Annotated in this window: 26 protein-coding genes and 1 riboswitch; of the genes, 11 read left to right on the top strand and 15 right to left on the bottom strand. The window is 62.8% G+C overall.

From position 1 onward, the window contains the following. Positions 1–39: 39 nt before the first annotated feature. The 3 genes from RHP75_RS17355 to RHP75_RS17345 are packed head-to-tail and all read right to left on the bottom strand — an operon-like array spanning position 40 to position 2,077. The gene (locus RHP75_RS17355) at positions 40–915 is read right to left on the bottom strand and encodes a DUF4198 domain-containing protein (protein WP_311089286.1); all 876 of its coding nucleotides are present in this window, start codon (positions 913–915) and stop codon (positions 40–42) included. Between the two features lie 39 nt (positions 916–954). Next, entirely contained in the window at positions 955–1,467 is a 513-nt protein-coding gene (locus RHP75_RS17350; protein ID WP_311089285.1) for a DUF2271 domain-containing protein, read from the bottom strand. Between the two features lie 10 nt (positions 1,468–1,477). Further along, entirely contained in the window at positions 1,478–2,077 is a 600-nt protein-coding gene (locus tag RHP75_RS17345; protein ID WP_311089284.1) for a PepSY-associated TM helix domain-containing protein, read from the bottom strand. Positions 2,078–2,268: 191 nt separating this feature from the next. Here RHP75_RS17345 and RHP75_RS17340 point away from each other — a divergent pair, with 191 nt between their 5' ends. The 3 genes from RHP75_RS17340 to RHP75_RS17330 are packed head-to-tail and all read left to right on the top strand — an operon-like array spanning position 2,269 to position 4,585. Then, the gene (locus RHP75_RS17340) at positions 2,269–3,012 is read left to right on the top strand and encodes a 5-oxoprolinase subunit PxpA (protein WP_311089283.1); all 744 of its coding nucleotides are present in this window, start codon (positions 2,269–2,271) and stop codon (positions 3,010–3,012) included. Then, a complete protein-coding gene (gene pxpB / locus RHP75_RS17335; protein ID WP_311089282.1) occupies positions 3,009–3,686 on the top strand; it encodes a 5-oxoprolinase subunit PxpB in 678 nt (225 codons plus the stop codon). Before RHP75_RS17340 ends, pxpB begins: the two co-directional genes overlap by 4 nt. After that, on the top strand, positions 3,683–4,585 hold the full coding sequence (locus RHP75_RS17330) for a biotin-dependent carboxyltransferase family protein (RefSeq protein ID WP_311089281.1): 903 nt from the start codon (positions 3,683–3,685) through the stop codon (positions 4,583–4,585). The genes pxpB and RHP75_RS17330 overlap by 4 nt, the downstream gene beginning before the upstream one ends. On the opposite strand, the gene lnt is transcribed toward RHP75_RS17330, so the two are convergent. The 5 genes from lnt to miaB form a co-directional block, all read right to left on the bottom strand. Further along, positions 4,582–6,087, bottom strand: a complete 1,506-nt coding sequence (gene lnt, locus RHP75_RS17325) for an apolipoprotein N-acyltransferase (protein ID WP_311089280.1) — start codon at positions 6,085–6,087, stop codon at positions 4,582–4,584. The two genes, RHP75_RS17330 and lnt, sit on opposite strands and share 4 nt — an antisense overlap. 101 nt (positions 6,088–6,188) lie before the next feature. Beyond that, positions 6,189–7,028 carry an HlyC/CorC family transporter gene (locus tag RHP75_RS17320; RefSeq protein WP_090249233.1) on the bottom strand — a complete coding sequence of 280 codons (840 nt, stop codon included), beginning with the start codon at positions 7,026–7,028 and terminating at the stop codon, positions 6,189–6,191. Positions 7,029–7,082: 54 nt separating this feature from the next. Then, entirely contained in the window at positions 7,083–7,541 is a 459-nt protein-coding gene (gene ybeY, locus RHP75_RS17315; RefSeq protein WP_311089279.1) for an rRNA maturation RNase YbeY, read from the bottom strand. Beyond that, the gene (locus RHP75_RS17310; RefSeq protein ID WP_233683709.1) at positions 7,534–8,538 is read right to left on the bottom strand and encodes a PhoH family protein; all 1,005 of its coding nucleotides are present in this window, start codon (positions 8,536–8,538) and stop codon (positions 7,534–7,536) included. The genes ybeY and RHP75_RS17310 overlap by 8 nt, the downstream gene beginning before the upstream one ends. Positions 8,539–8,626: 88 nt before the next feature. Beyond that, positions 8,627–9,970, bottom strand: coding sequence for a tRNA (N6-isopentenyl adenosine(37)-C2)-methylthiotransferase MiaB (gene miaB, locus RHP75_RS17305; RefSeq protein ID WP_311089278.1), 1,344 nt, complete (start codon positions 9,968–9,970; stop codon positions 8,627–8,629). Between the two features lie 134 nt (positions 9,971–10,104). Between miaB and RHP75_RS17300 the strand changes: the two genes are divergently transcribed. After that, positions 10,105–10,428, top strand: coding sequence for a DUF1820 family protein (locus RHP75_RS17300; RefSeq protein WP_090249225.1), 324 nt, complete (start codon positions 10,105–10,107; stop codon positions 10,426–10,428). Positions 10,429–10,602: 174 nt separating this feature from the next. On the opposite strand, the gene RHP75_RS17295 is transcribed toward RHP75_RS17300, so the two are convergent. From RHP75_RS17295 to RHP75_RS17275, 5 genes are all read right to left on the bottom strand, one after another. Then, positions 10,603–11,154 (bottom strand): tetratricopeptide repeat protein, encoded by a 552-nt coding sequence (locus RHP75_RS17295; RefSeq protein WP_311089277.1) that lies wholly within the window; start codon positions 11,152–11,154, stop codon positions 10,603–10,605. Between the two features lie 92 nt (positions 11,155–11,246). Continuing rightward, entirely contained in the window at positions 11,247–11,903 is a 657-nt protein-coding gene (locus RHP75_RS17290) for a hypothetical protein (RefSeq protein WP_311089276.1), read from the bottom strand. Beyond that, on the bottom strand, positions 11,903–13,192 hold the full coding sequence (hemL, locus tag RHP75_RS17285; RefSeq protein WP_311089275.1) for a glutamate-1-semialdehyde 2,1-aminomutase: 1,290 nt from the start codon (positions 13,190–13,192) through the stop codon (positions 11,903–11,905). The genes RHP75_RS17290 and hemL overlap by 1 nt, the downstream gene beginning before the upstream one ends. 54 nt (positions 13,193–13,246) lie before the next feature. Further along, on the bottom strand, positions 13,247–13,873 hold the full coding sequence (gene thiE, locus RHP75_RS17280) for a thiamine phosphate synthase (protein ID WP_311089274.1): 627 nt from the start codon (positions 13,871–13,873) through the stop codon (positions 13,247–13,249). A 25-nt stretch (positions 13,874–13,898) separates the two neighbouring features. Then, the gene (locus RHP75_RS17275) at positions 13,899–14,693 is read right to left on the bottom strand and encodes a hydroxymethylpyrimidine/phosphomethylpyrimidine kinase (protein WP_311089273.1); all 795 of its coding nucleotides are present in this window, start codon (positions 14,691–14,693) and stop codon (positions 13,899–13,901) included. Positions 14,694–14,940: 247 nt separating this feature from the next. Here RHP75_RS17275 and RHP75_RS17270 point away from each other — a divergent pair, with 247 nt between their 5' ends. The 5 genes from RHP75_RS17270 (at position 14,941) to RHP75_RS17250 (ending at position 21,182) form a co-directional block, all read left to right on the top strand. Continuing rightward, the gene (locus RHP75_RS17270; protein ID WP_311089272.1) at positions 14,941–17,322 is read left to right on the top strand and encodes a 7TM diverse intracellular signaling domain-containing protein; all 2,382 of its coding nucleotides are present in this window, start codon (positions 14,941–14,943) and stop codon (positions 17,320–17,322) included. Positions 17,323–17,441: 119 nt separating this feature from the next. Beyond that, positions 17,442–18,095, top strand: coding sequence for a TetR/AcrR family transcriptional regulator (locus tag RHP75_RS17265; RefSeq protein WP_311089271.1), 654 nt, complete (start codon positions 17,442–17,444; stop codon positions 18,093–18,095). Next, complete coding sequence (locus RHP75_RS17260) at positions 18,092–19,744, top strand: acyl-CoA dehydrogenase family protein (RefSeq protein WP_311089270.1); 1,653 nt, start codon at positions 18,092–18,094, stop codon at positions 19,742–19,744. The genes RHP75_RS17265 and RHP75_RS17260 overlap by 4 nt, the downstream gene beginning before the upstream one ends. Positions 19,745–19,753: 9 nt before the next feature. After that, positions 19,754–20,209: a PaaI family thioesterase gene (locus RHP75_RS17255; protein ID WP_311089269.1), complete on the top strand. Its 456-nt coding sequence runs from the start codon at positions 19,754–19,756 to the stop codon at positions 20,207–20,209. Positions 20,210–20,242: 33 nt separating this feature from the next. After that, positions 20,243–20,447, top strand: a riboswitch (cobalamin riboswitch). A 54-nt stretch (positions 20,448–20,501) separates the two neighbouring features. Beyond that, positions 20,502–21,182: an energy-coupling factor ABC transporter permease gene (locus tag RHP75_RS17250; RefSeq protein ID WP_311089268.1), complete on the top strand. Its 681-nt coding sequence runs from the start codon at positions 20,502–20,504 to the stop codon at positions 21,180–21,182. 4 nt (positions 21,183–21,186) lie between these two features. Here the strand turns inward: RHP75_RS17250 and RHP75_RS17245 are convergent, their stop codons facing one another. Further along, positions 21,187–21,930, bottom strand: coding sequence for a hypothetical protein (locus tag RHP75_RS17245; RefSeq protein WP_311089267.1), 744 nt, complete (start codon positions 21,928–21,930; stop codon positions 21,187–21,189). 108 nt (positions 21,931–22,038) lie between these two features. Here RHP75_RS17245 and RHP75_RS17240 point away from each other — a divergent pair, with 108 nt between their 5' ends. Together RHP75_RS17240 and amn are read left to right on the top strand one after the other, a co-directional pair. After that, entirely contained in the window at positions 22,039–22,365 is a 327-nt protein-coding gene (locus RHP75_RS17240; protein ID WP_311089266.1) for a DUF3703 domain-containing protein, read from the top strand. 83 nt (positions 22,366–22,448) lie between these two features. Then, positions 22,449–23,921, top strand: a complete 1,473-nt coding sequence (gene amn / locus RHP75_RS17235; protein ID WP_311089265.1) for an AMP nucleosidase — start codon at positions 22,449–22,451, stop codon at positions 23,919–23,921. A 4-nt stretch (positions 23,922–23,925) separates the two neighbouring features. Here the strand turns inward: amn and RHP75_RS17230 are convergent, their stop codons facing one another. Further along, on the bottom strand, positions 23,926–24,366 hold the full coding sequence (locus tag RHP75_RS17230; protein ID WP_311089264.1) for a GNAT family N-acetyltransferase: 441 nt from the start codon (positions 24,364–24,366) through the stop codon (positions 23,926–23,928). Positions 24,367–24,368 lie beyond the last annotated feature (2 nt).

The following is a 24,368-nucleotide window of genomic DNA, read 5'->3' as shown; positions in this document are numbered from 1 at the left end:
AAGCGCTGTCGCCGGGCGGCGACAGCGTTCGGGCTGGCATCAGGGTGCCAGCACTTCCAGGGTCGCGCTGTAAGAGGCGCGGCGCTCGGTGGCGGGTGCAGTGACGCCGTCCTTGCTGCTCAGCTCGGCTTCCAGCCAGTACATGCCGGCGTTCGGCCAGGTGATGCTGATCTTGCCGTTGGCGTCGCTGGTGGTTTTGATCTCGCCCAGATCGTCGCGGTAACGGTTGCCACCGGGGATCACGCTGACCTCAACGCCAGCGGCCGGCTTGCCATCGAGCAGCAGGGTGAATTCCGCGGCTTCACCGGCGAACAGGTCGTTGGGGTGGGTGATCGGTGCCAGCTCAAGGCCAACACCGGTGGTTTTCAGCACCGTAGTGGTCGGGTTGCCGGAGGTGACGAAAACTTCCATGCGGCTGTTGTTCTGCGCCACTTTCAGCTCGGTGGCGCCTGCAGGTACCTGCTTGGCGAAGTCTTCGGCCTTGCCCATCCAGCGCTTGTTGTCCTGGCCTTCTTTCCAGCTGGCGAACAGACCGCTGTTGGCAATGGCCAGCTTGTAGGTGCCTTTCTGGGTCAGGTGCAGGTCGAAGGTGCTGCGGTAACGGCCGATGCTGCCGTTCTCGGCTTTGGCGGCGCTGCCATCCGGAGCGAACAGTTGCAGCATGGCGGCCGGGCGCGGGCGCATGCCGGGTGGGCCGCCAGCGGGGGCGTTGTCGAGGTTGCCGATGCCCTGAATACGCAGCGGGAAGTGCTCGAAGTAGAACAGGTCATTGGACACGGCGGCGTCGACGGTGACCCAGGGATCTTCACCGGACAGGACGGTGGCCGACGGCAGCATCCAGGCGCGGTGGGCCTGGGCGGACAGCGGCAGGCAGATGGCCAGGGTCAGGGCGGTCCATTTTACGAGTGGGTGCATGGCAGTCTTCCTTAATGGCAGTGATTCAAGGGCTGAGGTTCAAGGCGTCAGTTGCAGGGTGATCTGGCCCAGCTCGCTGCTGCCCTGAACGCTCTGGTTGGCGGCTTGCTTGGGTGGCCAGGTGAACGGCAGGCGCAGCAGTTCGCGGCCGCCCACTTCACGGGCGGCTTCCACCACCACGCGGTATTCGCCGGCGGGTAATTGCTTGAAAGGCGCATCGGCGCTGCTGAAGCTCAGGCTCTGCGTGCCAACTGCGCGGGTTGCACCGCTGACGCCGTCAACCGGCATCTCCAGGCTGCGGCCGCTGCGGCGCCACCACTGGCGCAGGTCTTTGAGCCACTTTTCGCCTTCCTTGTCCTTGAGCTTCTGGTCGTACCACACCGCCAGGTTGGCGACATGCTTCTGGTCCGGTTGCTCCAGCCAGATGGCCACGTAGGGACGGTGGTACTCGGCCACCTGCAGGCGCGGGATTTCCACCTCCAGCTGCACGTCGGCAGCCAGCACCGGGGGGCTCAACAGGGCGCACAGGGGCAACAGCAAGCGTTTTGGCATAACGATGTCCTTAGTGAATAAACAGCAGAGCCAGCAGAACAGGGAGCACCAGGCCCAGGCCGAGCATCGGCCAGGTGCTGGGGCGGTTGCCGGAATAGCGTTGCAGCAACAGCAGGCCGCTGAGGCTGAACACCACGCAGAGCACGGCAAATACGTCGATAAACCAGGCCCACGCGGTGCCGGTATTGCGGCCCTTGTGCAGGTCATTCAGGTAGGCGATCCAGCCCCGGTCGGTCGACTCGAACTCCAGTGCGCCGGATTCGATATCCAGGCTCAGCCAGGCATCGCCACCGGGGCGCGGCAAGCCGATATACAACTCGCCATCCGACCATTCGGCGTCACGGCCATCCAGGCGAATCGCCAGCTCGGCCTCCAGCCACCGACGCAGCTCCAGCGGCAGGCCCTGGCTGGGCTGTTTGTCTTGCAGCGCGGTCTGCAGCGCCTCGGGCAGTTGCGCCTGATGATTGGTCACCCGGGGTTTTGCTTCGATCTGCGTGGCATGGTTCAGGGTGATGCCGGTCACGGCAAACAACAGCATGCCGGCCAGACACAGCGCCGAGCTGATCCAGTGCCATTGGCGCAGGGTGCCGAGCCAGAAGGAGTGAGGCATAGCCAAGTCTTGTCAGTGGGTTTGGGTTCAGGGTGGCGATTCTAGTGAATTTTTAATGCTAAGCATGATTATTTACAAACAATATACATTCCTATTGTGGTGTGGTGATCTCTTCGTACCCGTCCACGGCCGTGGCTGGGCATGCTTGGGCGGGCTTCCCGTCGCCGCAATGCGCCACTAAGCTGATGGGCATGAAAAGAATCCTGCTGAACTGCGACATGGGTGAAAGCTTCGGCGTGTGGCGCATGGGCGATGACGTGCATGCCATGCCGCTGATTGATCAGGCCAACCTGGCGTGTGGCTTTCATGCCTCCGACCCTTTGACCATGCAGCGCACCGTCGCCCTGGCGATAGAGCATGGCGTGAGCATTGGCGCGCACCCGGCCTATCCGGATTTGCTTGGTTTCGGCCGTCGGCATATCGCCTGCTCGCCAGAGGAGGTCACCGCGCTGGTGCTGTATCAGCTTGGCGCGCTGGAGGCTTTCTGCCGCGCGGCTGGCACCCAGCTGGCCTACGTCAAACCGCATGGCGCGTTGTACAACGACCTGGTGCGTGACGATGCGCTGTTCAACGCGGTGCTTGAAGCGTGCGCCAGCTACCGCAAGGGCTTGCCGCTGATGGTGCTGGCGCTGGCCGACAACAGCCGCGAGCTGCGTCTGGCCGATGCTGCGGATGTGCCGTTGATGTTTGAGGCCTTTGCTGACCGCGCCTATCTGGCCGACGGGCAGTTGGCGCCACGGCGTTTGAGCGGTGCGGTGCACCATGATCCGCAGCGTATTTTTCAGCAGGCCCTGGCGATTGCCCAAGGCGAGCCGTTTGCCGATATCGATGGCAAGCCGCTGCAGCTACGCGCCGACAGCCTGTGCGTGCATGGCGATAACGCCGATTCGCTGGCCGTGCTGCGGCGTTTGCGGGCCAGCCTGGACGCCCTATGATCCGCCTCGAACCGGCCGGTGCCGAAGCCCTGCTGCTGGTGCTGGCCGAGCAGCCGGATGCGCAGCTGCCGCAACGGATCGCCCTGTTGGCCGAGCGTATCCGTGGCGAGTTGGGTGAAGTGCTTATCGATCTGGTGCCGGGTTGGACCAGCCTGCTACTGCACTACGACCTGATGCGCACCGATCACTTGGAATTGGCCGAGCGGCTCAAACCCCTGCTGGAGCGCTGGCTTGCCGAGCCCTTTGTCGCGCAGGCCGGGCGGCTGCATGAAATCCCCATTTGGTATAACGGTGAAGACCTCGCCGAGGTCGCGCGTCTGTGTCAGCTCAGTGTCGCCCAGGTGATCGAACTGCATGCGGCGACCGAGTACCGCGTCGGCGCGATTGGTTTTGCCCCGGGCTTTGCCTACCTCGGCGAGCTGGACGCGCGCCTGGCCTTGCCGCGCCGCGCCACCCCGCGCATTGCTGTGCCGGCCGGTAGCCTGGCGATTGCCGAGCGGCAAACGGCGATCTATCCACACAGCTCGCCCGGCGGCTGGCACCTGATTGGTCGTTGTCCCTGGTCGTTGTTCGACGCCGCGCGCACGCCGCCATGCCCGCTGGCGTTGGGTGACCGCGTGCGTTTTCGCAGCATTGATGAGCGCGACTTTATCCGCGAAGGCGGTCAGCTATGAGTGGCCTGCGGGTGCTCAAGCCAGGGCCGCAAAGCCTGTTGCAGGATGCTGGGCGGCGCGGTTGGCAGCACCTGGGCGTATCGCCGGCCGGACCGCTGGATTGGCGTGGCGCGGCCTGGGCCAATCATCTGCTGAATAATCCCTGGGGCACGCCGTTGCTGGAAATCGCCCTGGGCGGCGTCGAGTTGCAGGCCGAGGTCGACACCTGGGTGGCGGTTTGCGGCGCGCAGGTGCCGTTGAGCCTGGATGATCAGCCGCAGCCCTTGTGGACGCGCTTTCCGCTGCGCAAAGGCCAACTGCTGCGCCTGGGCTTTGCCCGCAGTGGCCAGCGCGCCTATCTGGCGGTGGCGGGCGGCTTTATTGCGGCTCCGGTGCTGGGCAGCGTAAGCGTGCAGCTGCGCGAAGGGCTGGGGCGGGCGGTGCAGGCGGGCGATCTGCTGGCCTGCCGGCCCGCACATTTCACTTATGGCGCCAGCGTGCCCTGGCCTTATCTGCCGGATTACCGCTGCAAACCCTTGCTGCGGGTGATTACCGGCGGCGATGCGGCGAGTTTCGAGGAAGACCAGTTGCAGGGCTTTTTCGCCCAGACTTGGCAGCTCAGCCCGCACTCCGACCGGATGGGTGCGCGGCTGCTCGGTGAGGCTGTGCAACCGCCTTTGCGACAGTGGTCATTAGGGGTTGGCCGGGGGGCGATTCAGGTGCCGCCGGATGGTCAGCCGATCATCCTGCAGGCCGACCACCAGAGCATGGGCGGATACCCGCTGCTCGGTTGGCTGCACCCGCTCGATCAGGGCCGCCTGGCGCAATGTCCGGCGCACCATCCGCTGCGCTTCACCCCGGTCAGCATTGGCGACGCGCAGGCTGAGCTGCGCGAGTTCTACCGATTTTTTCGTCGTTAAAGCGTTTTAGCCATACGACTGGCCATCAACGCCCAGGCAAATAGCCCCAGGCAGATAATCAGCATGGGCCAACCACGCCACTGCAGATAAGGCGTGAGCCCCTGCATCGGTTGCACCTGGCCATAGAGCACCGCCTGTTCGAATTGCGGCAGCTGGGTGGTGATCTGGCCTTGCGGATCGATCAGTGCGGTGACGCCGTTGTTGGTCGCGCGAATCATCCAGCGGCCGGCTTCCAGGGCGCGCATCTGCGCCATCTGCAAGTGCTGCAGCGGGCCGATGGAGCCGTTGCTGATGGTCAGCAGCAGGTCGCTCTGCGCGGCCAGGCCGGCGGAAAACTCCGGGTAGACCACTTCGTAGCAAATAAATGCGGCAATCGCATGGCTCTTGGCCTGCAGCAGGCTTTGCTCGGCGGAGCCACGGGCGAAGTCGGACATCGGCAGGTCGAAGAAGGCGATCAGCCCGCGCAGCACTTCCTGCAGCGGCACGTATTCACCGAAGGGCACCAGCTTCTGCTTGAGGTAATCACCGCTGCCCTGGCCGACCACGCTGATGCCGTTGTAGTAGCGCTGTTCGCCGCGCTCGTTGCTTTGGCGAATCGGCACGCCGGTAATCAGCGCGGCATTCCGCTCATTGGCGAAGCGATTGATCATGCCTAGGTAACCCTGGGCGCGGTCCTTGAGCACCGGTATGGCGGTTTCCGGCCAGACGATCAGGTCGGTCGGCTTGGCGCTAAAGGTCATGTCGCGGTACAGCGCGAGCTGCGCGTTGAGCTGCTCGGGGTCCCACTTCCGGTTCTGTTCGATATTGCCCTGCATGGCCGAAACACTTAGCGGCTCGCCCAGCGGTTGGGTCCATGCGTGATTCTTGAGTGCGAGACCGGCGATCCACGGGGCGACTAACAGCACCACGCCGATGGCGAGAAACGCCTTGCGCGTGCGCAGTTGCGCCAGATTCACCAGCAGCGCGGCGCTCAGCGCCAAGGCAAACGACAGCAGCCACACGCCGCCCACCGGGGCCAGGCCAGCCAGAGGGCCATCCAGCTGGCTGTAACCGGCATACAGCCAGGGGAAGCCAGTGAGAAACCAGCTGCGGAAGGCTTCCTGCGCCAGCCACAGCGCGGCGAAGGCCAAGGCGTCGGCCAGCGGCGCTTCGACCCGGCGTAGCCAGCGCGTCCAGACCCAGGCGCTGAGGGCGAACAGCAGACCGAGGCCACCGACAAACAGCAGGGTCAGAAAGACCGCCAGGGGCGGCGAGGCCGCGCCGTAATCGTGAATGCTTACGTACACCCAACTGGTGCCAGCGGCGAACAGACCAAAGCCATAACTCCAGCCGCGCAGCACCGCCTGACGCGGCGTGAGGTCACGCAGGCCGAGGTAGAACAGGGCGATGGAGAGGATGGCCAGCGGCCACAGGTCATAAGGCGCCAGTGCCAGAGGGGTGATGGCGCCAGCCAACAGCGCGATCAGGTTGCCGGGCCAGCCAGGTCGGGTTATCCAGTGCATTGCATGCAGGTCCTTGGATTGAGGTGGCGCAAGGGTAAAGCGGGAGGGTAGACGGGGGGAAGTGTTGCGAACCGGCCACCCTGAAGGTGGCCGGTTGTGGATCAATTACTAACCGGGCTCAGGCGCAGCAGATGGATGCGGCGACTGTCGGCATTGAGGACACGGAAGCGGAATTCGCCGATCTGGGTGACTTCGTTGCGCTTGGGCAGGTGGCCGAAGGCGCTCATCACCAGACCGCCGACGGTATCGAACTCGTCATCGGAGAATTCGGTATCGAAGGCTTCGTTGAAGCTTTCAATCGGCGTCAGCGCCTTGACCAGAAAATCGCCGGAAGGCAGTGGTTTGACGTAGCTGTCTTCCTCCACGTCGTGCTCGTCTTCGATATCGCCGACGATCTGCTCCAGCACGTCCTCGATGGTCACCAGACCGGCAACGCCGCCGTACTCATCGATGACCACGGCCATGTGGTTGTGGTTGGCGCGGAACTCGCGCAGCAGCACGTTGAGGCGCTTGGACTCGGGCACAAAGGTGGCCGGGCGCAGCAGGTCCTTGATATTGAAGTTGGGCTGTTCGCCCGAGAGGATCAGCGGCAGCAGGTCTTTGGCCAGGAGGATGCCAACCACATCGTCGAGGCTCTCGCCCACCACGGGATAACGCGAGTGCGCGGCTTCGATGATCGAGGGCAGAAATTCCTTGGGCGTCTGGTTGGCCTTGATGCTCATCATCTGTGAGCGCGGCACCATAATGTCGCGAACCTGCAGGTCGGCGACCTGAATTGCACCTTCAACGATGGCCAGTGCTTCGCTGTCGAGCAGCTTGTTCTGATGCGCTTCGCGCAGCACTTCCAGCAATTCCTTGCGGTTTTTCGGCTCATGAGCAAAAGCCTGGGTCAGTCTGTTAAACCAGGACTTCTGCTCGTTGCTCGATCGGTCTTCGCTCATGGTGGTTACTCAGGAACCTTTTGTAATTTCAGTTGGGTTTGCGTAGAGGGGTATTTATTCGTGGTCGGCGTAAGGGTCGGGATGACCCAACTCAGCCAGCAATTCTCGTTCCAGCGCTTCCATCTCTTCGGCTTCCTCATCCTCGATGTGGTCGTAGCCGAGCAGGTGCAGGCAGCCGTGGATCACCAGGTGCGCCCAATGCGCTTCGCTGGTTTTAGCTTGTTCCTGGGCTTCGCGTTCAACCACCGGCACGCAGATCACCAGATCACCGAGCAGCGGGATATCCAGCATCTCGTCCGGTACATCGGCAGGGAAGGATAGTACGTTGGTGGCGTAATCCTTATGACGCCAGGTGTGATTGAGCTCGCGGCCCTCGGCTTCATCGACCAGGCGAATGGTCAGCTCGGAGTCGGCGCTGCGCTGGCGCAGGGCGATCTCGCACCAGGCACGGAACTGTGCCTCGCTCGGCAGGCTGGCGGCGTCGCTGGCGATCTGCAGGTCAAGCTCAAGCATTGCGCTCATCCTGCTCGTCATCCAGCTTGCCGTGCATGCGGTTGTCGTAGCGCTCGTAGGCTTCGACGATGCGCTGCACCAGTGGGTGGCGCACCACGTCCTTGGGCTTGAAGTGGGTAAAGCTGATGCCCGGCACATCGCGCAGCACGTCGATGACGTGGGTCAGGCCGCTTTTGGTGCCGCGCGGCAGGTCGACCTGGGTGATGTCACCGGTAATCACCGCAGTGGAGCCGAAGCCGATGCGGGTGAGGAACATCTTCATCTGTTCCAGGGTGGTGTTCTGGCTTTCGTCGAGGATGATAAAGCTGTTGTTCAGCGTGCGGCCGCGCATATAGGCCAGCGGCGCGACTTCGATCACCTGTTTCTCGATCAGCTTGGCCACCTGTTCGAAGCCGAGCATCTCGTACAGCGCGTCGTACAGCGGGCGCAGGTACGGGTCGATCTTCTGCGACAGGTCGCCGGGGAGGAAACCGAGCTTTTCACCCGCTTCTACCGCCGGACGCACCAGCAGGATGCGGCGGATCTGTTCGCGCTCCAGGGCATCTACGGCAGCTGCTACTGCTAGATAGGTTTTGCCGGTGCCGGCCGGGCCGATGCCGAAGTTGATGTCGTGGTCGAGGATGGCTTTGACGTAGCGCTGCTGATTGGCACCGCGTGGGCGAATCATGCCCTTGCGGGTGCGCAGGGCGACGCTGGCTTCGACGGTCGGGTTGCTCAGCTCCTCGATACCGGATTCCTGCAGGAACAGGTGCACCAGGTCAGGTGACAGTTCGGTGCTTTGGGTTTCGCGGTAGAGGCGGCGCAGCAGTTGTTCGGCGGCGCGGGTCTGGCCAGCGGTGCCGACCAGTTCGAACTGGTTGCCACGGTTGCGCAATTCGATGCCCAGGCGCTGTTCTATCAGGCGCAGGTGCTCATCAAATTGGCCGCACAGGTTAGCGAAGCGGCGAGCCTCAAAGGGTTCAAGGATAAAACGGAGTGGTTCTATGGGTGCGTTCAAGGTCGTGTGATGGCCGCCAGTCGGCTGGGGTAGTGAAACGAAGAATAGCGCTAGCGGCCGCGAGGGGGAAGCTCGGGCCGCTGCGGCTTTAGTTGCAGACGGTTTCGTTGATCAGCGTGCCGCGCAGCGAGTTGGGCATGGCTTCGTCGATATGCACGTCGACAAACTGGCCGATCAGGCGCGGGTTATCGCTGCGGAAGTTGACCACCCGATTGCTCTCGGTGCGGCCCTGGAGCATGCCAGGGTCCTTCTTCGAGTAATCGTTGACCAGGATTCGCTGCACAGTGCCGGCCATGCGTCGGCTATTTTCGAAGCCCTGCTGGGTGATGCGGTGTTGCAGCAATGCCAGGCGCTGTTTTTTCAGCTCCAGCGGGGTGTCATCGGGCAGGTCAGCCGCCGGGGTGCCAGGGCGCGAGCTATAGACGAAGGAGTAGCAGAAGTCGAAACCGACATCCTCGACCAGCTTCATGGTCTGCTCGAAGTCCTTCTCGGTTTCACCGGGGAAACCGACGATAAAGTCCGAGCTGATCAGAATGTCCGGCACGGCGGCGCGCAGCTTGCGGATGCGCGACTTGTATTCGAGTGCGGTGTGGTTGCGCTTCATCGCCGCGAGAATGCGGTCGGAGCCCGATTGCACCGGCAGGTGCAGGTATTTCACCAGCTCGGGAATCTCGGCGTGGGCCTGGATCAGCGCGTCGGAGAATTCCAGCGGATGGCTGGTGGTGTAGCGAATGCGGTCGATGCCATCGATGGCGGCCACGGCGTAGAGCAGCTCGGCGAAGTCGGCAATCTGCCCATTCTGGGTCGCGCCACGGTAGCCGTTGACGTTCTGCCCGAGCAGGGTGATTTCACGCACGCCGTGTTCGGCCAGGTGGATGATCTCGCCGAGTACATCGGACATGGGTCGGCTGACTTCTTCGCCGCGGGTGTAAGGCACCACGCAGAAGGTGCAGTACTTGCTGCAGCCTTCCATCACCGACACATAGGCGCTGGGGCCATCGACGCGTGGTTCGGGCAGGCGGTCGAATTTCTCGATCTCGGGGAAGCTGATGTCGACCTGGGCGATCTTGGTGGTGCGCGCGGCGTCGATCATTTCCGGCAGGCGGTGCAGGGTCTGCGGGCCGAAGACCACGTCGACATAGGGCGCGCGATCACGAATTGCCGCGCCTTCCTGGCTGGCCACACAGCCACCGACGCCGATCACCAGGTCGGGGTTGGCAATTTTCAGTTTTTGCCAGCGGCCGAGTTGCGAGAACACCTTGTCCTGGGCTTTTTCACGGATCGAGCAGGTGTTGAGCAGGATGATGTCAGCGTCTGCGGCCTTCTCGGTGACTTCCAGGGCTTGATGTTCGCCCAGCAGGTCGATCATGCGCGAGCTGTCGTACTCGTTCATCTGGCAACCGTGGGTTTCGATATAAAGCTTCTTGGTCATGCGCGCTCAAAAAGGGTGATTCGAAGAACCGCGCATTATAGGGAGCTCGTGCCAGGGTTCCTAGCGTTGGCTGCTAGGCGGCTATGCTATGATCCGCGCCCTTTCAATTAACCCTCGGTACGAACTGCATAGCCATGAGCAAGCGCGAACCCATCTACAAGGTGATTTTCCTTAACCAGGGTCAGGTGTACGAGATGTACGCCAAGCAGATCTTTCAAAGCGATCTGTGGGGCTTTCTGGAAGTGGAGGAGTTCGTCTTCGGCGAACGCACCCAGGTTGTGGTCGACCCCAGCGAGGAAAAGCTCAAGGCGCAGTTTGACGGTGTGGTGCGCAGCTTTATCCCCATGCACGCAATCATCCGCATCGACGAAGTCGAACGCCTGGGCACGCCGAAGATCAGCGAAGCCAAGGGCGGCGGCAATGTTATGCCGTTCCCTATGCCCATGCCGGACAAGTAAGGACCTGAATACGATCTGCTGCGCGTCGGCCCTACTGCGTTGAAAACAGACTCGGAATGCTCATGTACAAAAGTACAGTCGCCCGCGACTCCGACCGTTCCTCGCCTGTTTTCGCCTTGCAGGGCTCTAGCTCGGGAGATCTTAACCGCGTCTAAGCGTGTTAGATGGGTTGAATCAGGGCAGCGGTGCGAACGGCGAGGTGAGGGTGTCGGCGTTCTGCAACTCCAGCAGGTAGTTGCGGAAGATCTGCCCGAGCACCTGGCTGGCGATTTCCAGCTCATCGCGGGGCATCTGCGCGGCGATCAGGTCGGCGCTGTCCATGGCTTCGTCCGAACCATTCACTGCCGCCATTTTCAGCACGATATAGGCCTGCACGGCGTTTGCCGGTACGCCTTCGCCACGGAAGAACATCATGCCCAGGCGGTACTGCGATTGTGCATGGCCTTGCAGTGAGGCCTGCTCGAACCATTTCAGCGCCTGGCTGAGATCACGTTCGACACGCTTGCCGTCGTAATAGAACTCGCCCAGTTCAAACTCTGCCTGCAGATCGCCATTGAGCGCAGCTTGCTCGCAGGCCTCAAGGGCGACGGGCAGTTCTTCGGGGGCGGTGTTGAGTGAGCAGCTGCCAAGCGCGGGGATCAGCAAGGAGTTGCCGCTCGCCGAGGCGAGCAGTGGCAGCAGGAGCAACAGGCAGCCCAGGGACAGGGTGCGGCCGGTGCGTTTCATGAAAATCCGTTTACCTCGGGATGCAAAGCGAGCGATGTGCTCGGCCGCCGGAACGCGGCAGCCGTCACATTATGAAATAAGCAGCGGCGTTCTTACAAAGTCTTTACCGGGTTTTCTTCCGTGCGGCCATGTTTTGCACTGCCAGGCAGGCTCAGTAGCAGCCAGGCCAACAGCGGATAGGCCGGTGTCAACAGGGCGTGGAACAAGTCGACTCGGCGTAAAGAACCAATAAAGCCCTCGGTGCCAACCGCCAAACCGGCCAGCAGAAACAGTCCGACCACGGCAATCGCCGCAGTCAGGGGCCCGCGTTTGGGCCACTGCACGGCGCCGGCGTAGAGGATCAGCAGTAGAGTCGCCAGGTTGAGCAGCAGGCGGTAATCCTCCAGCTGGTTCATCTGGCGGAACAGTTCGAAGAAGGCGCACAAACCGAGCAGGATGCGCCCCCAGTTGGCGCGGCTCCACTGCCAGCCGCGACCTAAGGCCAGTGCGGCGGCGCCGAGCAACGGCAGGCCGAGAAAGCTGCTGGCCTGGCTTAGCCACAAGTGCGCGGCCTGCGCGCTGGGGTCGATGCCAAAGCGAACCACGCCGACGGCCGCCGCAGCAGCCGGCAGGAGAAACCCCAGCAGTGCGCAGAACAGCGCCGGCTGATCACTCTCGCCATAGTGCTTGCGGGCTTTGCCGATGGCGATTGCGCAGGCCAGACAGGCCAGGGCCAGGATCGCGTCGCTAAAGGCCGTGCTGTACTGCATCAGGCGTTCTTAAGCGCAGCAAAGGCGCGCTCGGCGGCGTCCAGGGTGATCTTCAACTCGGCATCGCCATGGGCGATGGAGGTGAAACCGGCCTCGAAGGCGCTCGGGGCCAGGTACACGCCGCCCTCGAGCATCAGATGGAAGAAGCGCTTGAAGCGCTCGGCATCGCTGGCCATCACATCGTCAAAGGTGACGATATCGTCGGCACCGCTGAAGTACAGGCCGAACATGCCGCCCGCCTGAGTGGTGACGAACGGAATGCCGGCCGCATCGGCGCGGTCTTGCAAACCCTGCAGCATGCGGCTGGTGTAGTCGCTCAGCTCGGCGTGGAAGCCTGGGCGTTTGATCAGGCGCAAAGTAGTCAGGCCGGCGGCCATGGCCAGCGGGTTACCCGACAGTGTGCCGGCCTGGTAAACCGGGCCGAGCGGGGCGATGCAATGCATGATTTCGCGCTTGCCGCCGAAGCAGCCGACTGGCATGCCTCCGCCTATGATCTTGCCAAAGGTGGTCAGGTCCGGGGTGACGCCGTAATACGCCTGGGCGCCGCCGAGGGCGACGCGGAAACCGGTCATCACTTCGTCGAAGATCAGCACCACACCGTGTTTGTCGCACTGTTCGCGCAGACCCTGCAGGTAGCCTGGTGCTGGCGGCACGCAGTTCATGTTGCCGGCTACCGGCTCGACGATGATGCAGGCGACGCTCGAACCGACTTCGCTGAGCATCTGCTCGACCGCTGCCAGGTCGTTGAAGGGCAGGGTCAGGGTGTGTTTGGCGAAGTCCGCCGGCACACCGGCCGAGCTTGGCACACCCTGGGTCAGCAGGCCGGAGCCGGCTTTCACCAGCAGGCTGTCGGAGTGGCCGTGGTAGCAGCCTTCGAATTTGATGATGTTGTCGCGGCCGGTGTAGCCACGGGCCAGACGGATGGCGCTCATGGTCGCCTCGGTGCCGGAGCTGACCATGCGCACCATGTCCATCGACGGCACCAGGCTGCACACCAGGTCCGCCATCTCGGTTTCCATGGCGGTCGGTGCGCCGTAGGACAGGCCGTGTTGCAACTGGTTACGCACAGCGTCGAGGACTTCCGGGTGGCTGTGGCCGAGGATCATCGGGCCCCAGGAGCCGACGTAGTCGACGTAGCGCTTATCGTCTTCATCGGTGACGTAGGCGCCTTCAGCATGCTTGAAGAACAGCGGCGTGCCACCGACGCTTTTGAAGGCGCGCACCGGCGAGTTGACGCCACCGGGGATGTGCTTCTGCGCATTAGCGAAGAGGGTTTCGGAACGGGACATGGCAGGGCCTCTCAAACGGGGAGTTGGGGCGAGCCGGGCCGCCCCTTAATAATGTTAGTTAGATGTGAACAGAGCGCTAAAGGCGCGGGCGCGGCGCTCGACTTCAGCCACCGAGTCGGCGCCGAACAGGCCCTGGACCACCGCGACCATGCTGGCGCCGTGGGCGATAAGCTCAGGGGCGTTGTCCAGAGTCACGCCGCCGATGGCGACAATCGGCAGGTTGACCTTGCCCTTCGCAGCAGCCAGCAACGCGACGTCGGCAGCGGGTGCGCCGGGCTTGGTGGTGGAATTGAAGAAACGGCCGAAGGCGACATAGCTGGCGCCTTCTTTGGCAGCGGCTTCGGCCAGTTCCAGTTGGGCATGACAGGTGCCGCCGATAATCGCCTTGCGCCCGAGCAAGGCGCGGGCAACGGACAGCGAGCCATCGCCTTGGCCCAAATGCAGGCCTACACCCAAGCGGGCAGCCAATTCGGCATCGTCATTGATGATCAGTGCTGCGCCATAGCGGTTGCACAGCTCGCGCAGGGCTTCGGCTTCACGCAGGCGGCGCGCGTCATCGCTGGATTTGTCGCGGTACTGCAGCAGCGTAGCCCCTCCCTTGAGTGCCGCCTCGACGTAGGGCAGCAGCTTGCCCTTGAGCAATTCGCTGTCGGTGATGGCATACAGGCCACGCAGTTTCATCGGGTACTCCATCAGCGGCTAACTATTAAGAGAGATCCAGCGGCAGGCGACGCGGGATGTACTGGCCGTGGCCCGGTTGTTCGGCATCGCGCAGGGTACGCCAGGTGTAATCGAGGGCGAACTGCACGGCGCTGACCAGTTCCTGGCCCAGTGCCAGGCGCCCGGCCAGGGTGCTGGCCAGGGTGCAGCCGGAACCGTGGTAGCTGCCAGGCAGGCGCTGGCAGGTAAAGGTGTGGCGGCTGCCGTCACGCGAATACAGGCGGTTGTGCACTTCATGCTCATTGCCATGGCCGCCGGTGACCAGCAGGTGCTGGATATAGGGCAGCAGCTTCTCGGCGCACTCATCCGCCGTGCCGTTTGGCAGTTCGGCGAGGATGCGCGCTTCCGGCAGGTTCGGTGTGGCGATGGTCGAGACGGCAAACAGCCGCTCGCGCATGGCATAACCGACTTCATCCTTGCCCAGCGCGCCGCCGCCGCCGGCACGTAGTACCGGATCGCAGACCAGCGGAATACCCGGCAGGCGCTGCATGATTTCCAGTACGGTTTCGACCATCTCGACTGAGCCGAGCATGCCCAGCTTTACGGCTTCGACCGGCAGGTCGTTGATCACCGCATTGGCCTGGGCCAAGACCCATTCGCGGTCGAGCACGCGGAAGTCGGAAACGTTGACGGTGTCCTGCACGGTCAATGCGGTCACGGTTGGGGCGGCGTGACAGCCTTGGGCGAGCAGGGCTTCGATATCGGCTTGCAGGCCGGCACCACCACTGGGGTCATGACCGGACAGGCACAGCACTACGGGGCGAGAGGTAGGCGTTTTCATGGTGCGCGAGCTTACCACCAAACCACGGCTTGCAGACCCCGAAACGCCAGGAAAGCCAGTCGGACGGACGATCTGTCGCATGTCGGCACAGGGCTGTTGCCTCAACTGGGGAAGAGCAAAAATCTCAATACAGTTCAGGTTTTTCCTGGGGCTCTGGCGCAAGGGCCTATGCTAGAGTGCCAGCATCCAAATACACCGCTGCTAGCAACGCTACCTAGGCGCTGCTGGCTTACTCTGGCTGAGTTGCATGCACTACATCCTTCTCTGTTTCTTCATGCTGGTGCCAGGGTTGGCCAGTGCATTGGTTTTTGACGAAAACACCCGCAGCCTGCCGCTCGGCACGGCCATGTCGGTATTCGAGGATGTACGTGGCGATGCCAGCATCGAGGACATCACCTCACCGGCTTTGCAGGCCAGCTTCCGTCAGCACGACAAAGGCGTACTGAACGCGGGCTATTCGCGTTCAGTGTTCTGGCTGCGCCTCGACCTGGAATACCGCCCGCAGCAGGCGACAGATGTACGGCCCTGGTTGCTGGAACTGGCCTATCCACCGCTCGACCATGTGCAGCTGTACTTGCCCGATGCGCAGGGAGGCTATCAACTGAGCCAGCACACCGGCGATGCCTTGCCGTTCTCCAGTCGTGAGATCAAGCAACACAACTATGTGTTCGAGCTGAAGTTGCCGCCGGGGCAGCGGCAGAGTGTTTACTTGCGCCTGGAAAGCCAGGGCTCGATCCAGGCACCATTGACCCTCTGGGCACCCAATGCCTACCTGGAAGAGCAGCCGGCGCGCATCTATGTGCTGGGCATCATCTACGGCGTGCTGCTGGTGATGCTGATCTACAACCTGTTTATCTTCCTTAGTGTGCGCGACACCAGCTACCTGTATTACATCCTCTACATCGCCTCGTTCGGTTTTTACCAGCTGTCGGTCAACGGCGCGGCCATCGAGTATTTCTGGCCCAACAGCCCCTGGTGGGCGAATGCCGCCACGCCGTTTCTGATTGGTGCGGCCGCGTTGTTTGGGTGTCAGTTCGCCCGCAGCTTCCTGCATACCGCCGAGCACAGCCCTTGGGTCGACCGCGCCCTGCTGTTGATGATGGGCTCCGGTGTGCTGGTTATGACCCTGGCACTGACGGCCAGTTATGCCCTGTCTTTGCGTTTGGCCACCTACCTGGCGCTGGGCTTTACCGTAGTGATCTTCAGCGCTGGCATCCTCGCCTGGATGCGCGGCATGCGTGTGGCGCGTTATTTCATCATCGCCTGGACCGCCTTTCTTGCGGGCGGAATGATCAACACCCTGATGGTGCTGGGCTACCTGCCGAATATGTTCCTCACCATGTACGCCAGCCAGATCGGCTCTGCGCTGGAGGTCGGTCTGCTCTCGCTGGCCCTGGCCGACCGCATCAATGCGATGAAGGAAGAGCGCACGCGCATCCTGCAGGAAGCCGGGCTCAAGCTCGAAGCCTTTAACCAGGAGCTGGCCAACAGTAACCGCTTGAAGGATGAGTTCCTCGCCACCGTCACCCACGAGCTGCGCACGCCGATGAACGGGGTGATTGGTTCGCTTGAACTGATGCAAATGCTTGAGATCGATGGCGAGCTGGCGCACTACCAGCGCACTGCCGCCAGCTCCGCCCGCGACATGATGCGCATGGTCAATGACATTCTCGCTCTCACCGAGCTGCAGGCCGGCCGCCTGTACCCGCGGCGCGAGCCGTTCAGCCTGCGTGGCCTGTTCGACGGTTTGCGTGCGCAGTACGCGCCGCGCGCCGAGGAAAAGGGCCTGCGCTTTATTCTGGAGCTGGACGACAGCCTGCCCGACACCCTTGAGGGCGACGCCAACAAGCTGGTGCAAAGCCTCAATTGCCTGCTGGATAACGCCATCAAGTTCACCCTGCATGGCGAAGTGCGGGTGCGGGTCAGCCGTGGCGGCACGGCCAGCGATATTCTGCCGCTGCGCATCGAGGTGATCGACAGTGGCGTGGGTTTCGCGGTGCCGGCCGACGGCAAGCTGTATCAGCGCTTTCAGCAGCTGGACGGCTCGATGACCCGCGAGTACGGCGGCCTGGGCATTGGCCTGGCGATCTGCCGGCAACTGGTCGACCTGCTCGGCGGCGACCTCAGTCATGAGTCCCAGCCAGGGCAGGGCAGCTGTTTTCGCCTGGAGCTGCCGCTGGCCTTGCCGGTGCAGATGACCACTCCAGCCGCAGTCGTGCTACGCGCCGCCGGCCCGGCGCTGCGCGCGCCAGAGCAGTGCACGGTGCTGATCGTCGAGGACAATGCGATCAACCAACTGGTGACCCGCGGCATGCTGCTCAAGCTGGGTTATCAGGTGCGTACCGCCGATAACGGCGCTGAGGCCCTTGAGGTGCTGCGTAACGAAACCATCGATGCGGTATTGCTGGATTGCCAGATGCCGGTGATGGACGGTTTTGCCACCTGCCGGGCGCTGCGCAATCTGCCCGGCTGCCAGCTGCTGCCGGTGCTGGCAATCACCGCCCACAGCCACAGCGGCGACCGCGAGCGCTGCCTGGCCGCCGGTATGAGTGACTACCTGGCCAAGCCGGTGAAGTTCGAGCAGCTGCGCAATCTATTGCACGACTGGGTGCTCTGCCGCGAGTCCTAATCGCATGGGTTGTATACGCCAGCAGCTGGCCAATATGCCCGCTGTTGTGCCCGGAATCGCCCTTTAGCCAAACTTTGAATCCTGATTCACTTGAGCAATAGTGAATCAGGATTCAGACCATGGCCTATCGCACCACTGCCCTGCGTATCGACCGCGATCAAGCATTGCGGGAGCGCATTATCAGCGCCGCCCTGGCACGCGTAGCTGAGGGCGGCTTTGCTGCGCTGACCATGCAGGCGTTGGCTGAGGATGTCGGCATTGCCACCGGCAGCCTGTACCGCCATGTGCGCAGCAAGGGTGAGCTGGCGGCGGAAGTGTTTGCTGTGGCCAGCCAGCGTGAGGTGGATGCCCTGGCCGCCACCGTACGCGGGCCGGGTAGCCCGGTGCTGCGTCTGTCCGAGGGATTGCAGCGCTTTGCCGCGCGGGCCTGGGACAGTCGCCGCTTGGCCTTCGCCCTGATCGCCGAGCCGGTTGATCCTGAAGTCGACGAGCAGCGCCTGCTCTACCGCGAAGCCTATGCCGATCTGTTCGTCGAATTGCTGCAGGAGGGCGTCGCCCAAGGTGTGTTCCATGTGCAGCAGATCAACCTGGTTGCAGCCTGCCTTGTCGGCGCCATTGCCGAAGCCCTGGTCGGCCCGTTATCGCCGCCTGCGCGTGCCGCCCGTGAAGCCGGATACCCCGCCCCCAGCCTGGCTGAAGTCAGCCAGGCCCTGGTCACCTTTTGTCTACGCGCCGTGGGCGCCCAATTGCCCGTAGAGGAGCCTCAGCCATGAATGCCAGCCAACACGCCGAAACCCATGAAGTGTTCAATCAGGTGCCGCCGCTGGACGGTGCCAACCTGTACCGCGTTGACCTGCCGCTGCAGGAGTGGACCAAGCGCTTTGGCGGTGGCTGGGCTGCGCAGCGCCTGGATGTGTATGGCAGCCTGGCGGGCGGCGAGCTGATGGCCGCAGGCTTTCTCGCTAACGAGAACAAGCCGGTGTTCAAGAGCCACGACCGCTACGGTCATCGCGCCGATCTAGTGGAGTTTCACCCGGCCTATCACCAGTTGATGAGTGCAGCCATCGAGCATGGCTTGCCGTCCATGCCCTGGACCGACCCGCGCGCCGGCGCCCAGGTGGCACGCGCCGCCATGAGTTACCTGCACAGTCAGGCCGAAGCGGGCAGCGGTTGCCCGCTGACCATGACCTTTGCCAGCGTGCCCGCACTCAAGCTACAGGCCGATGTGGCCGAGAAGTGGTTGCCGAAAATTCTGTCTACCCAGTACGACCCGCGCAACCTGCCAATCGAGCAGAAAAGCGGCGCGACCATCGGCATGGCCATGACCGAAAAGCAGGGCGGCACCGATGTGCGCGCCAACACCACGCGCGCCTACCCGGTGGGCCTCGGTGGTCCCGGTCAGGCTTATGAGCTGGTGGGGCACAAGTGGTTCTGCTCGGCGCCGATGTGTGATGCCTTTCTGACCCTGGCGTATACCGCCAAGGGCCTGACCTGCTTTCTGCTACCGCGCCACCGGCCGGACGGCACGCGCAACGAGTTCTATATCCAGCGCCTGAAAAACAAGCTGGGTAACTGGTCGAACGCCTCCAGTGAAGTGGAGTTTCGCGGTGCGCTGGCCTGGATGGTTGGTGAAGAAGGCCGTGGCGTGCCGACCATTATCGAGATGGTCGCGCTGACCCGTTTCGACTGCATGATTGGCTCCAGCGCGCTGATGCGTCAGGCCCTGACCCAGGCCTCACACCACTGCGCTCATCGCCAGGTGGGCGGTCGTGTACTCAGCGAGCAGCCGCTGATGCAGAACGTACTGGCTGATCTGGCCCTGGAAAGCGAAGCGGCCCTGGCGCTGACCATGCGCATGGGCAAGGCGCTGGATAACCCGCACGATGAGCAGGAAGACAAGTTCGCCCGCCTGGTCACCGCCGTGGGCAAGTATTGGATCTGCAAACGCGCGCCGGCCATGATCAACGAGGCCGCCGAGTGCATGGGTGGCGCGGGGTATGTCGAGGACACCATCCTGCCAAGGCTGTACCGCGAAGCACCGGTCAACTCGACCTGGGAAGGTTCGGGTAACGTGCAGTGCCTGGACGTGTTGCGCGCACTGTCCAAGGAGCCGGGCGTGCTTGATGCGCTGTTTGCCGAGCTGGGCGACGGTCATGGTGAAGCGCGGTTGAAAGCCCATATCACGCAATTGCAGGCGGATTTCCGTGACACCGCCGATATTCAGTATCGCGCCCGTCAGCTCACCGAAGACGTGGCCCTGGCGCTGCAGGCCAAGCTGTTGCTGGAAGCCGGTAATGCGGCCGTGTCGGACGCCTTTATCGCCAGCCGTCTGGGCGGGCAGGGCGGGCGGGTCTACGGCACCTTGCCGCGTGGGGTGAATGTCGAGGCGCTGGTTGCGCGCAGTACGCCGCACCTGATCTGAGGCCTGAACATGCACAGCAGTCTGTTTGAGCGCTTAAAGGTCTGGCTGACCGGCGATATTGCAGCGGATTACGGTATCTCCCTGCTGCAGGCCGTCGCCGGGGTGGCGAGCTTCAGCAGTCAGCCGCCGGCCGTGCACTTCAATCCACTCGGCGGTGTGCATGGCGGCTACACCGCCACGCTGTTCGATGCGGCGTTGGGGTTGGCGGTGTATTCGCAGGCTAGTGCTGAGGAGGTCTACGTGACCGCCAGCCTGCAGGTGAATTACCTGCGCCCGATTGGTCTTGCCGCCTTGCCGCTGCATACCGAGGCCTGCGTGCAGCAGCGCGAAGGGCGACAGGTCGCGGTGCAGGCCACGCTGCATGATGCCCAGGGGCAACTGTGCGCCAATGCCAGTGCGGTATTCACTTGCTTGCGTCATACGGCGTCAGGCGCTACTGAGTCCGTTGGGCTAGCTGCGCGGTAAACGCCGGGCCTCTGTCATTTCTCGTGGCCGCCGGGTAAGGTGGCCGCCGATGGTTCCAGCTCGTGTGGTGCGACTGGATGAAAAGGGAACAGGGTGAAGCGCTCGTCGCCAATGCCCTGGCTGCCCCCGCAACTGTAAACGGCGAGCGACGCCCAGATGCCACTGACCGTAAGGTTGGGAAGGCGGGTGGCGCATCAAGCCGTGAGCCAGGAGACCTGCCATCGAAGCCGGGCGCTTATGCCCATCCCCTCAATCCGGATCATCGCGCGGTGGGCGCGGTACAGGAATCGCTATGCACATCGAACCAGAAGTCGTTACTGGCGCCAAAATTTTCCTCAGTTATGCAACAGCCGCAGGTGCCTTTGGCCTCTGCGCCAAACTTGCCCTCGATAACGTACGCAGCAACGGTGGCGCTGCCGCCCTGGCTTTGCGTAGCTTGCTGACCACTGCCTTGGTGTTCTGCTTCTTCGAGGTCTTTCCGCATCATGCGGTCGGGGTTTCCGAGGTACACCTGATCCTCGGCTCGACCCTGTTGCTGCTGTTTGGCGCTGGCGCAACGGCGATTGGTTTGGCCGCAGGCCTGCTGTTGCAGGGGCTGCTGTTTGCCCAGTTTGACCTGCCGCAGTACGGCATGAACGTCACCACGCTGCTGGTGCCGCTGTGGGCGATCAGTGTGCTGGCCAAGCGCATCATTGCACCGGGTACTGCTTATGTTGATCTCTCCTACAAGCAGGCGCTGGCGCTGTCGACGGCCTATCAGGGCGGCATTGTCGCTTGGGTCGGTTTCTGGGCGTTCTACGGCAACGGTTTCTCCGCTGAGAACCTGATGGCCGTGGGCAGTTTCGGCCTGGCCTATATGAGCGTGATCCTCATCGAACCGCTGGTTGATCTCGGTGTGCTGGCCGCTGCCAAGGCGCTGTCCGCGTATAGCCGTGGGCCGCTGTTCAACACGCGTCTGCATCAGCCGGCCTGATTGATTACTGGCGACGCTGCCAGATCAGCTTGCCGGTATTGCTCTCAGTGACCAGGTACTGGTCACTAAAGCGATAGTAGGCGGCAGGCTGATAGTCACTGCGGCCCTGCATCTGCACTTCCAACAGGCCGTTGTTACTCTGCCAGCGGCCGCTGTATTGCAGCTCGCCAGGGCTGTCGTAGTTCCAGTCGGCGCCACCTGCCACGCTACGTGTCCATTGTGAAACGCTGCCGTCGCCCTGCAGTTGCAGGATCATCTGGGTGGTCATGGAGGCGAAATTGGCGCCGCCGCTGTTGATGATCTTTTCGTGCACCCAGGTGCCGATCAGCGCCGGGTCGCGTGTGGCGTTGTTGCTTGGGCTGTTAGCTTGAGCGGTTGCGGCTGCACTGAGGTTCTGCCGGTGAAACAGCGCCTTGCGTTCCAGGGTGGCCCCGGTAGTCGGGTTACGTGCGGCAATATGAGCGTTGAGCATGCCATTGGCGTAGGTGGCATTCATATTGGCAATCAGCTGCCCAGATTGCGCTTCGCTGATCTGCGCGCGGAGCAACTGGCCGTCAAAGTTGCCGCTGATTTGCAGGCGTAACCTGCCACCCTCCACATATTCTCCCGTGACCTGCTGGCCCTGGCTGCGCAGGTGCATTTCGGCTGGCTGGCCATCCAGCGTGGTCAGGTAATGGCCATCCAGGCTATCGGCTAGCAGAAAACTGGGTAATAAACAGAGCACAAGGGTGAGCAGCGCGCGCGGCATGAGTGTTCCTTAGGCAATTGGCTGACAGAAGATTAGCAACGGATGCTTGACCTGGGGGCCGCCCCGCACTTGCAGACTGGTGACGCAGCTTAATAGAGGAGCGTTGCCATGACCCGTGAACAAGCCTTCTGGCAGGAATACCAACTGTCCCGCGCCCAGCGCGGTATTGATCCGGCAGCCGAGCTGCGCCATCTGGAGCGGGCGCATATTCTCGGTCAGCGTTATTTCAGCGAACACCTGCGCAGCCACCTGTGGATGCTTGCCTGGGCTTGGCGCCAGCGTGATTGGGCCGAGGGCCTGGCACAACTGCTGCGCATTCCCGGTAGCCTGGGGTCGTTGCTGGGGCTGTTTCCCTTGGGAAATCCGGGCACACGGCGCGTCGGCCCGCTGACCCCGCAGGCTGTGCCCGAGGATCTGCAAGCGCTGCTCAAGTAGCCTGCGCGGGCAACGTCGCGCTATCGCAAACGCGGCGGATCAGGGCAAGATAGAGCCATTCCGATCAGCCAGGAAGGTGCCTTGTGAACCCTTGTTCCGATGACTTTATTGTCGCCAACACCGCTGAAGAAGCAGTGGATCGTCTGGCCGCCTTGCACCTGCAGGCGACCACGGGCTTGAGTCAGGCGCTTAAGCGCTACCTGAAAGAGCGCGTCAAACCAGATGCCGCTCAGCAGTGCCAGTTCCGCTACCCCGAGTTGCGTCTGGTTTACCTGTGTCAGGGCGAAGTGCCGACCACCGTGCGTGCCTACGCCAAGGTGCAGGTGCCCGGCACTTACAGCGTCACCGTCACGCACCCGGCGGCGTTCCGCAAATACCTGCTGGAGCAGTTACGGCCACTGATGAACGACTTCACCGTGCGCGTGGAAGTGGGCATCAGCCAGCAGAACATTCCTTATCCGTACGTGGTCGAGCAGGGCGATGAGCTGGCCGGCTCCGGGGTAACCGCCGCTGAGTTGGCGCGGGTATTCCCCAGCACTGATCTGTCCGCCGCCACCGACGGTACAGCCGATGGCCTGTACGACTGGGAAAACACCGATCCGCTGCCGCTGGCGCTGTTCGACGCGGCAAGGGTGGATTTCTCCCTGCGCCGTTTGGTGCATTACACCGGCAGCGACTGGCGGCATGTACAGCCGTGGATTCTGCTGACCAACTACCATCGCTACGTCGACCAATTTATCCGCCATGGTCTGGACATGTTGGTCGGTGAGTCGCGCTTCAACCGCATGGTGCTGCCGGGCAACGTGGTGATCGAGCGCGGCATGGCCGAAGGCGAGATGCAGGCGATTATCGAAAACGTCATCTGGCACCGTTACCAGATGCCGGCCTACCACCTGCAGGCCGAGGACGGCCATGGCATCACTCTGGTCAACATCGGCGTCGGCCCATCCAACGCGAAGAACATCACCGATCACCTGGCCGTGCTGCGTCCGCACTGCTGGCTGATGATCGGCCACTGCGGCGGCCTGCGTCAGTCGCAGACCATCGGCGACTACGTGCTGGCTCACGCCTATATGCGCCGCGATGGCATTCTCGACCGCGTGCTGCCGCCAAACATTCCGCTGCCGGCCCTGGCCGAGGTGCAGCAGGCGCTGCAGGAAGCGGCCAAGCTGGTGACCGGTGAAGAGGGAGATGAGCTGAAGAAGCGCCTGCGTACCGGCACCGTGCTGACCTACGACGACCGCAACTGGGAACTGCGCTGGGCCCAGGAGCGGCCGTTGATCAATCTCTCCCGCGCGGTGGCCGTGGACATGGAAAGCGGCACCATCGCCGCGCAAGGTTATCGCCTGCGCGTGCCCTACGGCACGCTGCTGTGCGTGTCCGACAAGCCGCTGCACAGCGAGATCAAACTGCCGGGTGCGGCCGGTGCCTTCTATGAGCGCGCCGTGACCCAGCACCTGCATATCGGCATCACCGCGCTGGAACTGATGCGCAGCCAGCTCAACTCGCTGCACTCGCGCAAGCTGCGCAGCTTTGATGAGCCGCCGTTCCGCTAACGCATCAAGCGAGGCGCAGGTGCAGAATCGGGAAAGGCCGCCCGCCGCCATCCAGCGGTGAGCGGCCTGCGACTGCGAAGCCCTGGCTCAGGTAGAAACCCAGCGCCTTGGGGTTCTGTTCATTGACGTCGACCTGGTTCGCGCCGAGGCGCGTCACTGCGTCGTTGAGCAGGGCCCTGCCGATACCCATGCCGTGGTGCTGTGGGTCAACGAACAGCATCTCGACCTTGCCCTCGGCATAGCCGAGAAAACCGGCGATCGTGCCATCGTCGCCACGCATGCAACTGAGCTGAACCTGGGGGAAGTACTGCTCGATCAACAGGGGTTTGAGCAGCTGAATATCGTGCTCTTCGAGAAAGTCATGGGTGGCGCGTACGGCCGCTTCCCACACTTCAAGCAAACGCGGGAAGTCGGTGGCGCGGGGGGGGTCGATTGGGTGCGGCATGT

The organism is Pseudomonas sp. SG20056 (assembly GCF_031764535.1).
Classification (GTDB): Bacteria; Pseudomonadota; Gammaproteobacteria; order Pseudomonadales; family Pseudomonadaceae; genus Aquipseudomonas.
Note: the sequence above shows the minus strand (reverse complement) of the source record. Positions and strands in the feature narration are given on the sequence as shown.

Bases quoted from the DNA above. Each gene is read 5' to 3' on its own strand.
- ybeY (WP_311089279.1), bottom strand. From the start codon at position 7,541: ATGCTTGAGCTTGACCTGCAGATCGCCAGCGACGCCGCCAGCCTGCCG.
- RHP75_RS17270 (WP_311089272.1), top strand. From the start codon at position 14,941: ATGCACTACATCCTTCTCTGTTTCTTCATGCTGGTGCCAGGGTTGGCC.
- RHP75_RS17295 (WP_311089277.1), bottom strand. From the start codon at position 11,154: ATGAAACGCACCGGCCGCACCCTGTCCCTGGGCTGCCTGTTGCTCCTG.
- RHP75_RS17300 (WP_090249225.1), top strand. From the start codon at position 10,105: ATGAGCAAGCGCGAACCCATCTACAAGGTGATTTTCCTTAACCAGGGT.
- hemL (WP_311089275.1), bottom strand. From the start codon at position 13,192: ATGTCCCGTTCCGAAACCCTCTTCGCTAATGCGCAGAAGCACATCCCC.
- RHP75_RS17320 (WP_090249233.1), bottom strand. From the start codon at position 7,028: ATGAGCGAAGACCGATCGAGCAACGAGCAGAAGTCCTGGTTTAACAGA.
- RHP75_RS17290 (WP_311089276.1), bottom strand. From the start codon at position 11,903: ATGCAGTACAGCACGGCCTTTAGCGACGCGATCCTGGCCCTGGCCTGT.
- RHP75_RS17260 (WP_311089270.1), top strand. From the start codon at position 18,092: ATGAATGCCAGCCAACACGCCGAAACCCATGAAGTGTTCAATCAGGTG.
- miaB (WP_311089278.1), bottom strand. From the start codon at position 9,970: ATGACCAAGAAGCTTTATATCGAAACCCACGGTTGCCAGATGAACGAG.
- RHP75_RS17265 (WP_311089271.1), top strand. From the start codon at position 17,442: ATGGCCTATCGCACCACTGCCCTGCGTATCGACCGCGATCAAGCATTG.
- RHP75_RS17230 (WP_311089264.1), bottom strand. From the start codon at position 24,366: ATGCCGCACCCAATCGACCCCCCCCGCGCCACCGACTTCCCGCGTTTG.
- pxpB (WP_311089282.1), top strand. From the start codon at position 3,009: ATGATCCGCCTCGAACCGGCCGGTGCCGAAGCCCTGCTGCTGGTGCTG.
- RHP75_RS17250 (WP_311089268.1), top strand. From the start codon at position 20,502: ATGCACATCGAACCAGAAGTCGTTACTGGCGCCAAAATTTTCCTCAGT.
- RHP75_RS17345 (WP_311089284.1), bottom strand. From the start codon at position 2,077: ATGCCTCACTCCTTCTGGCTCGGCACCCTGCGCCAATGGCACTGGATC.
- RHP75_RS17355 (WP_311089286.1), bottom strand. From the start codon at position 915: ATGCACCCACTCGTAAAATGGACCGCCCTGACCCTGGCCATCTGCCTG.
- RHP75_RS17245 (WP_311089267.1), bottom strand. From the start codon at position 21,930: ATGCCGCGCGCGCTGCTCACCCTTGTGCTCTGTTTATTACCCAGTTTT.
- RHP75_RS17240 (WP_311089266.1), top strand. From the start codon at position 22,039: ATGACCCGTGAACAAGCCTTCTGGCAGGAATACCAACTGTCCCGCGCC.
- RHP75_RS17275 (WP_311089273.1), bottom strand. From the start codon at position 14,693: ATGAAAACGCCTACCTCTCGCCCCGTAGTGCTGTGCCTGTCCGGTCAT.
- RHP75_RS17340 (WP_311089283.1), top strand. From the start codon at position 2,269: ATGAAAAGAATCCTGCTGAACTGCGACATGGGTGAAAGCTTCGGCGTG.
- RHP75_RS17255 (WP_311089269.1), top strand. From the start codon at position 19,754: ATGCACAGCAGTCTGTTTGAGCGCTTAAAGGTCTGGCTGACCGGCGAT.
- lnt (WP_311089280.1), bottom strand. From the start codon at position 6,087: ATGCACTGGATAACCCGACCTGGCTGGCCCGGCAACCTGATCGCGCTG.
- RHP75_RS17350 (WP_311089285.1), bottom strand. From the start codon at position 1,467: ATGCCAAAACGCTTGCTGTTGCCCCTGTGCGCCCTGTTGAGCCCCCCG.
- RHP75_RS17330 (WP_311089281.1), top strand. From the start codon at position 3,683: ATGAGTGGCCTGCGGGTGCTCAAGCCAGGGCCGCAAAGCCTGTTGCAG.
- thiE (WP_311089274.1), bottom strand. From the start codon at position 13,873: ATGAAACTGCGTGGCCTGTATGCCATCACCGACAGCGAATTGCTCAAG.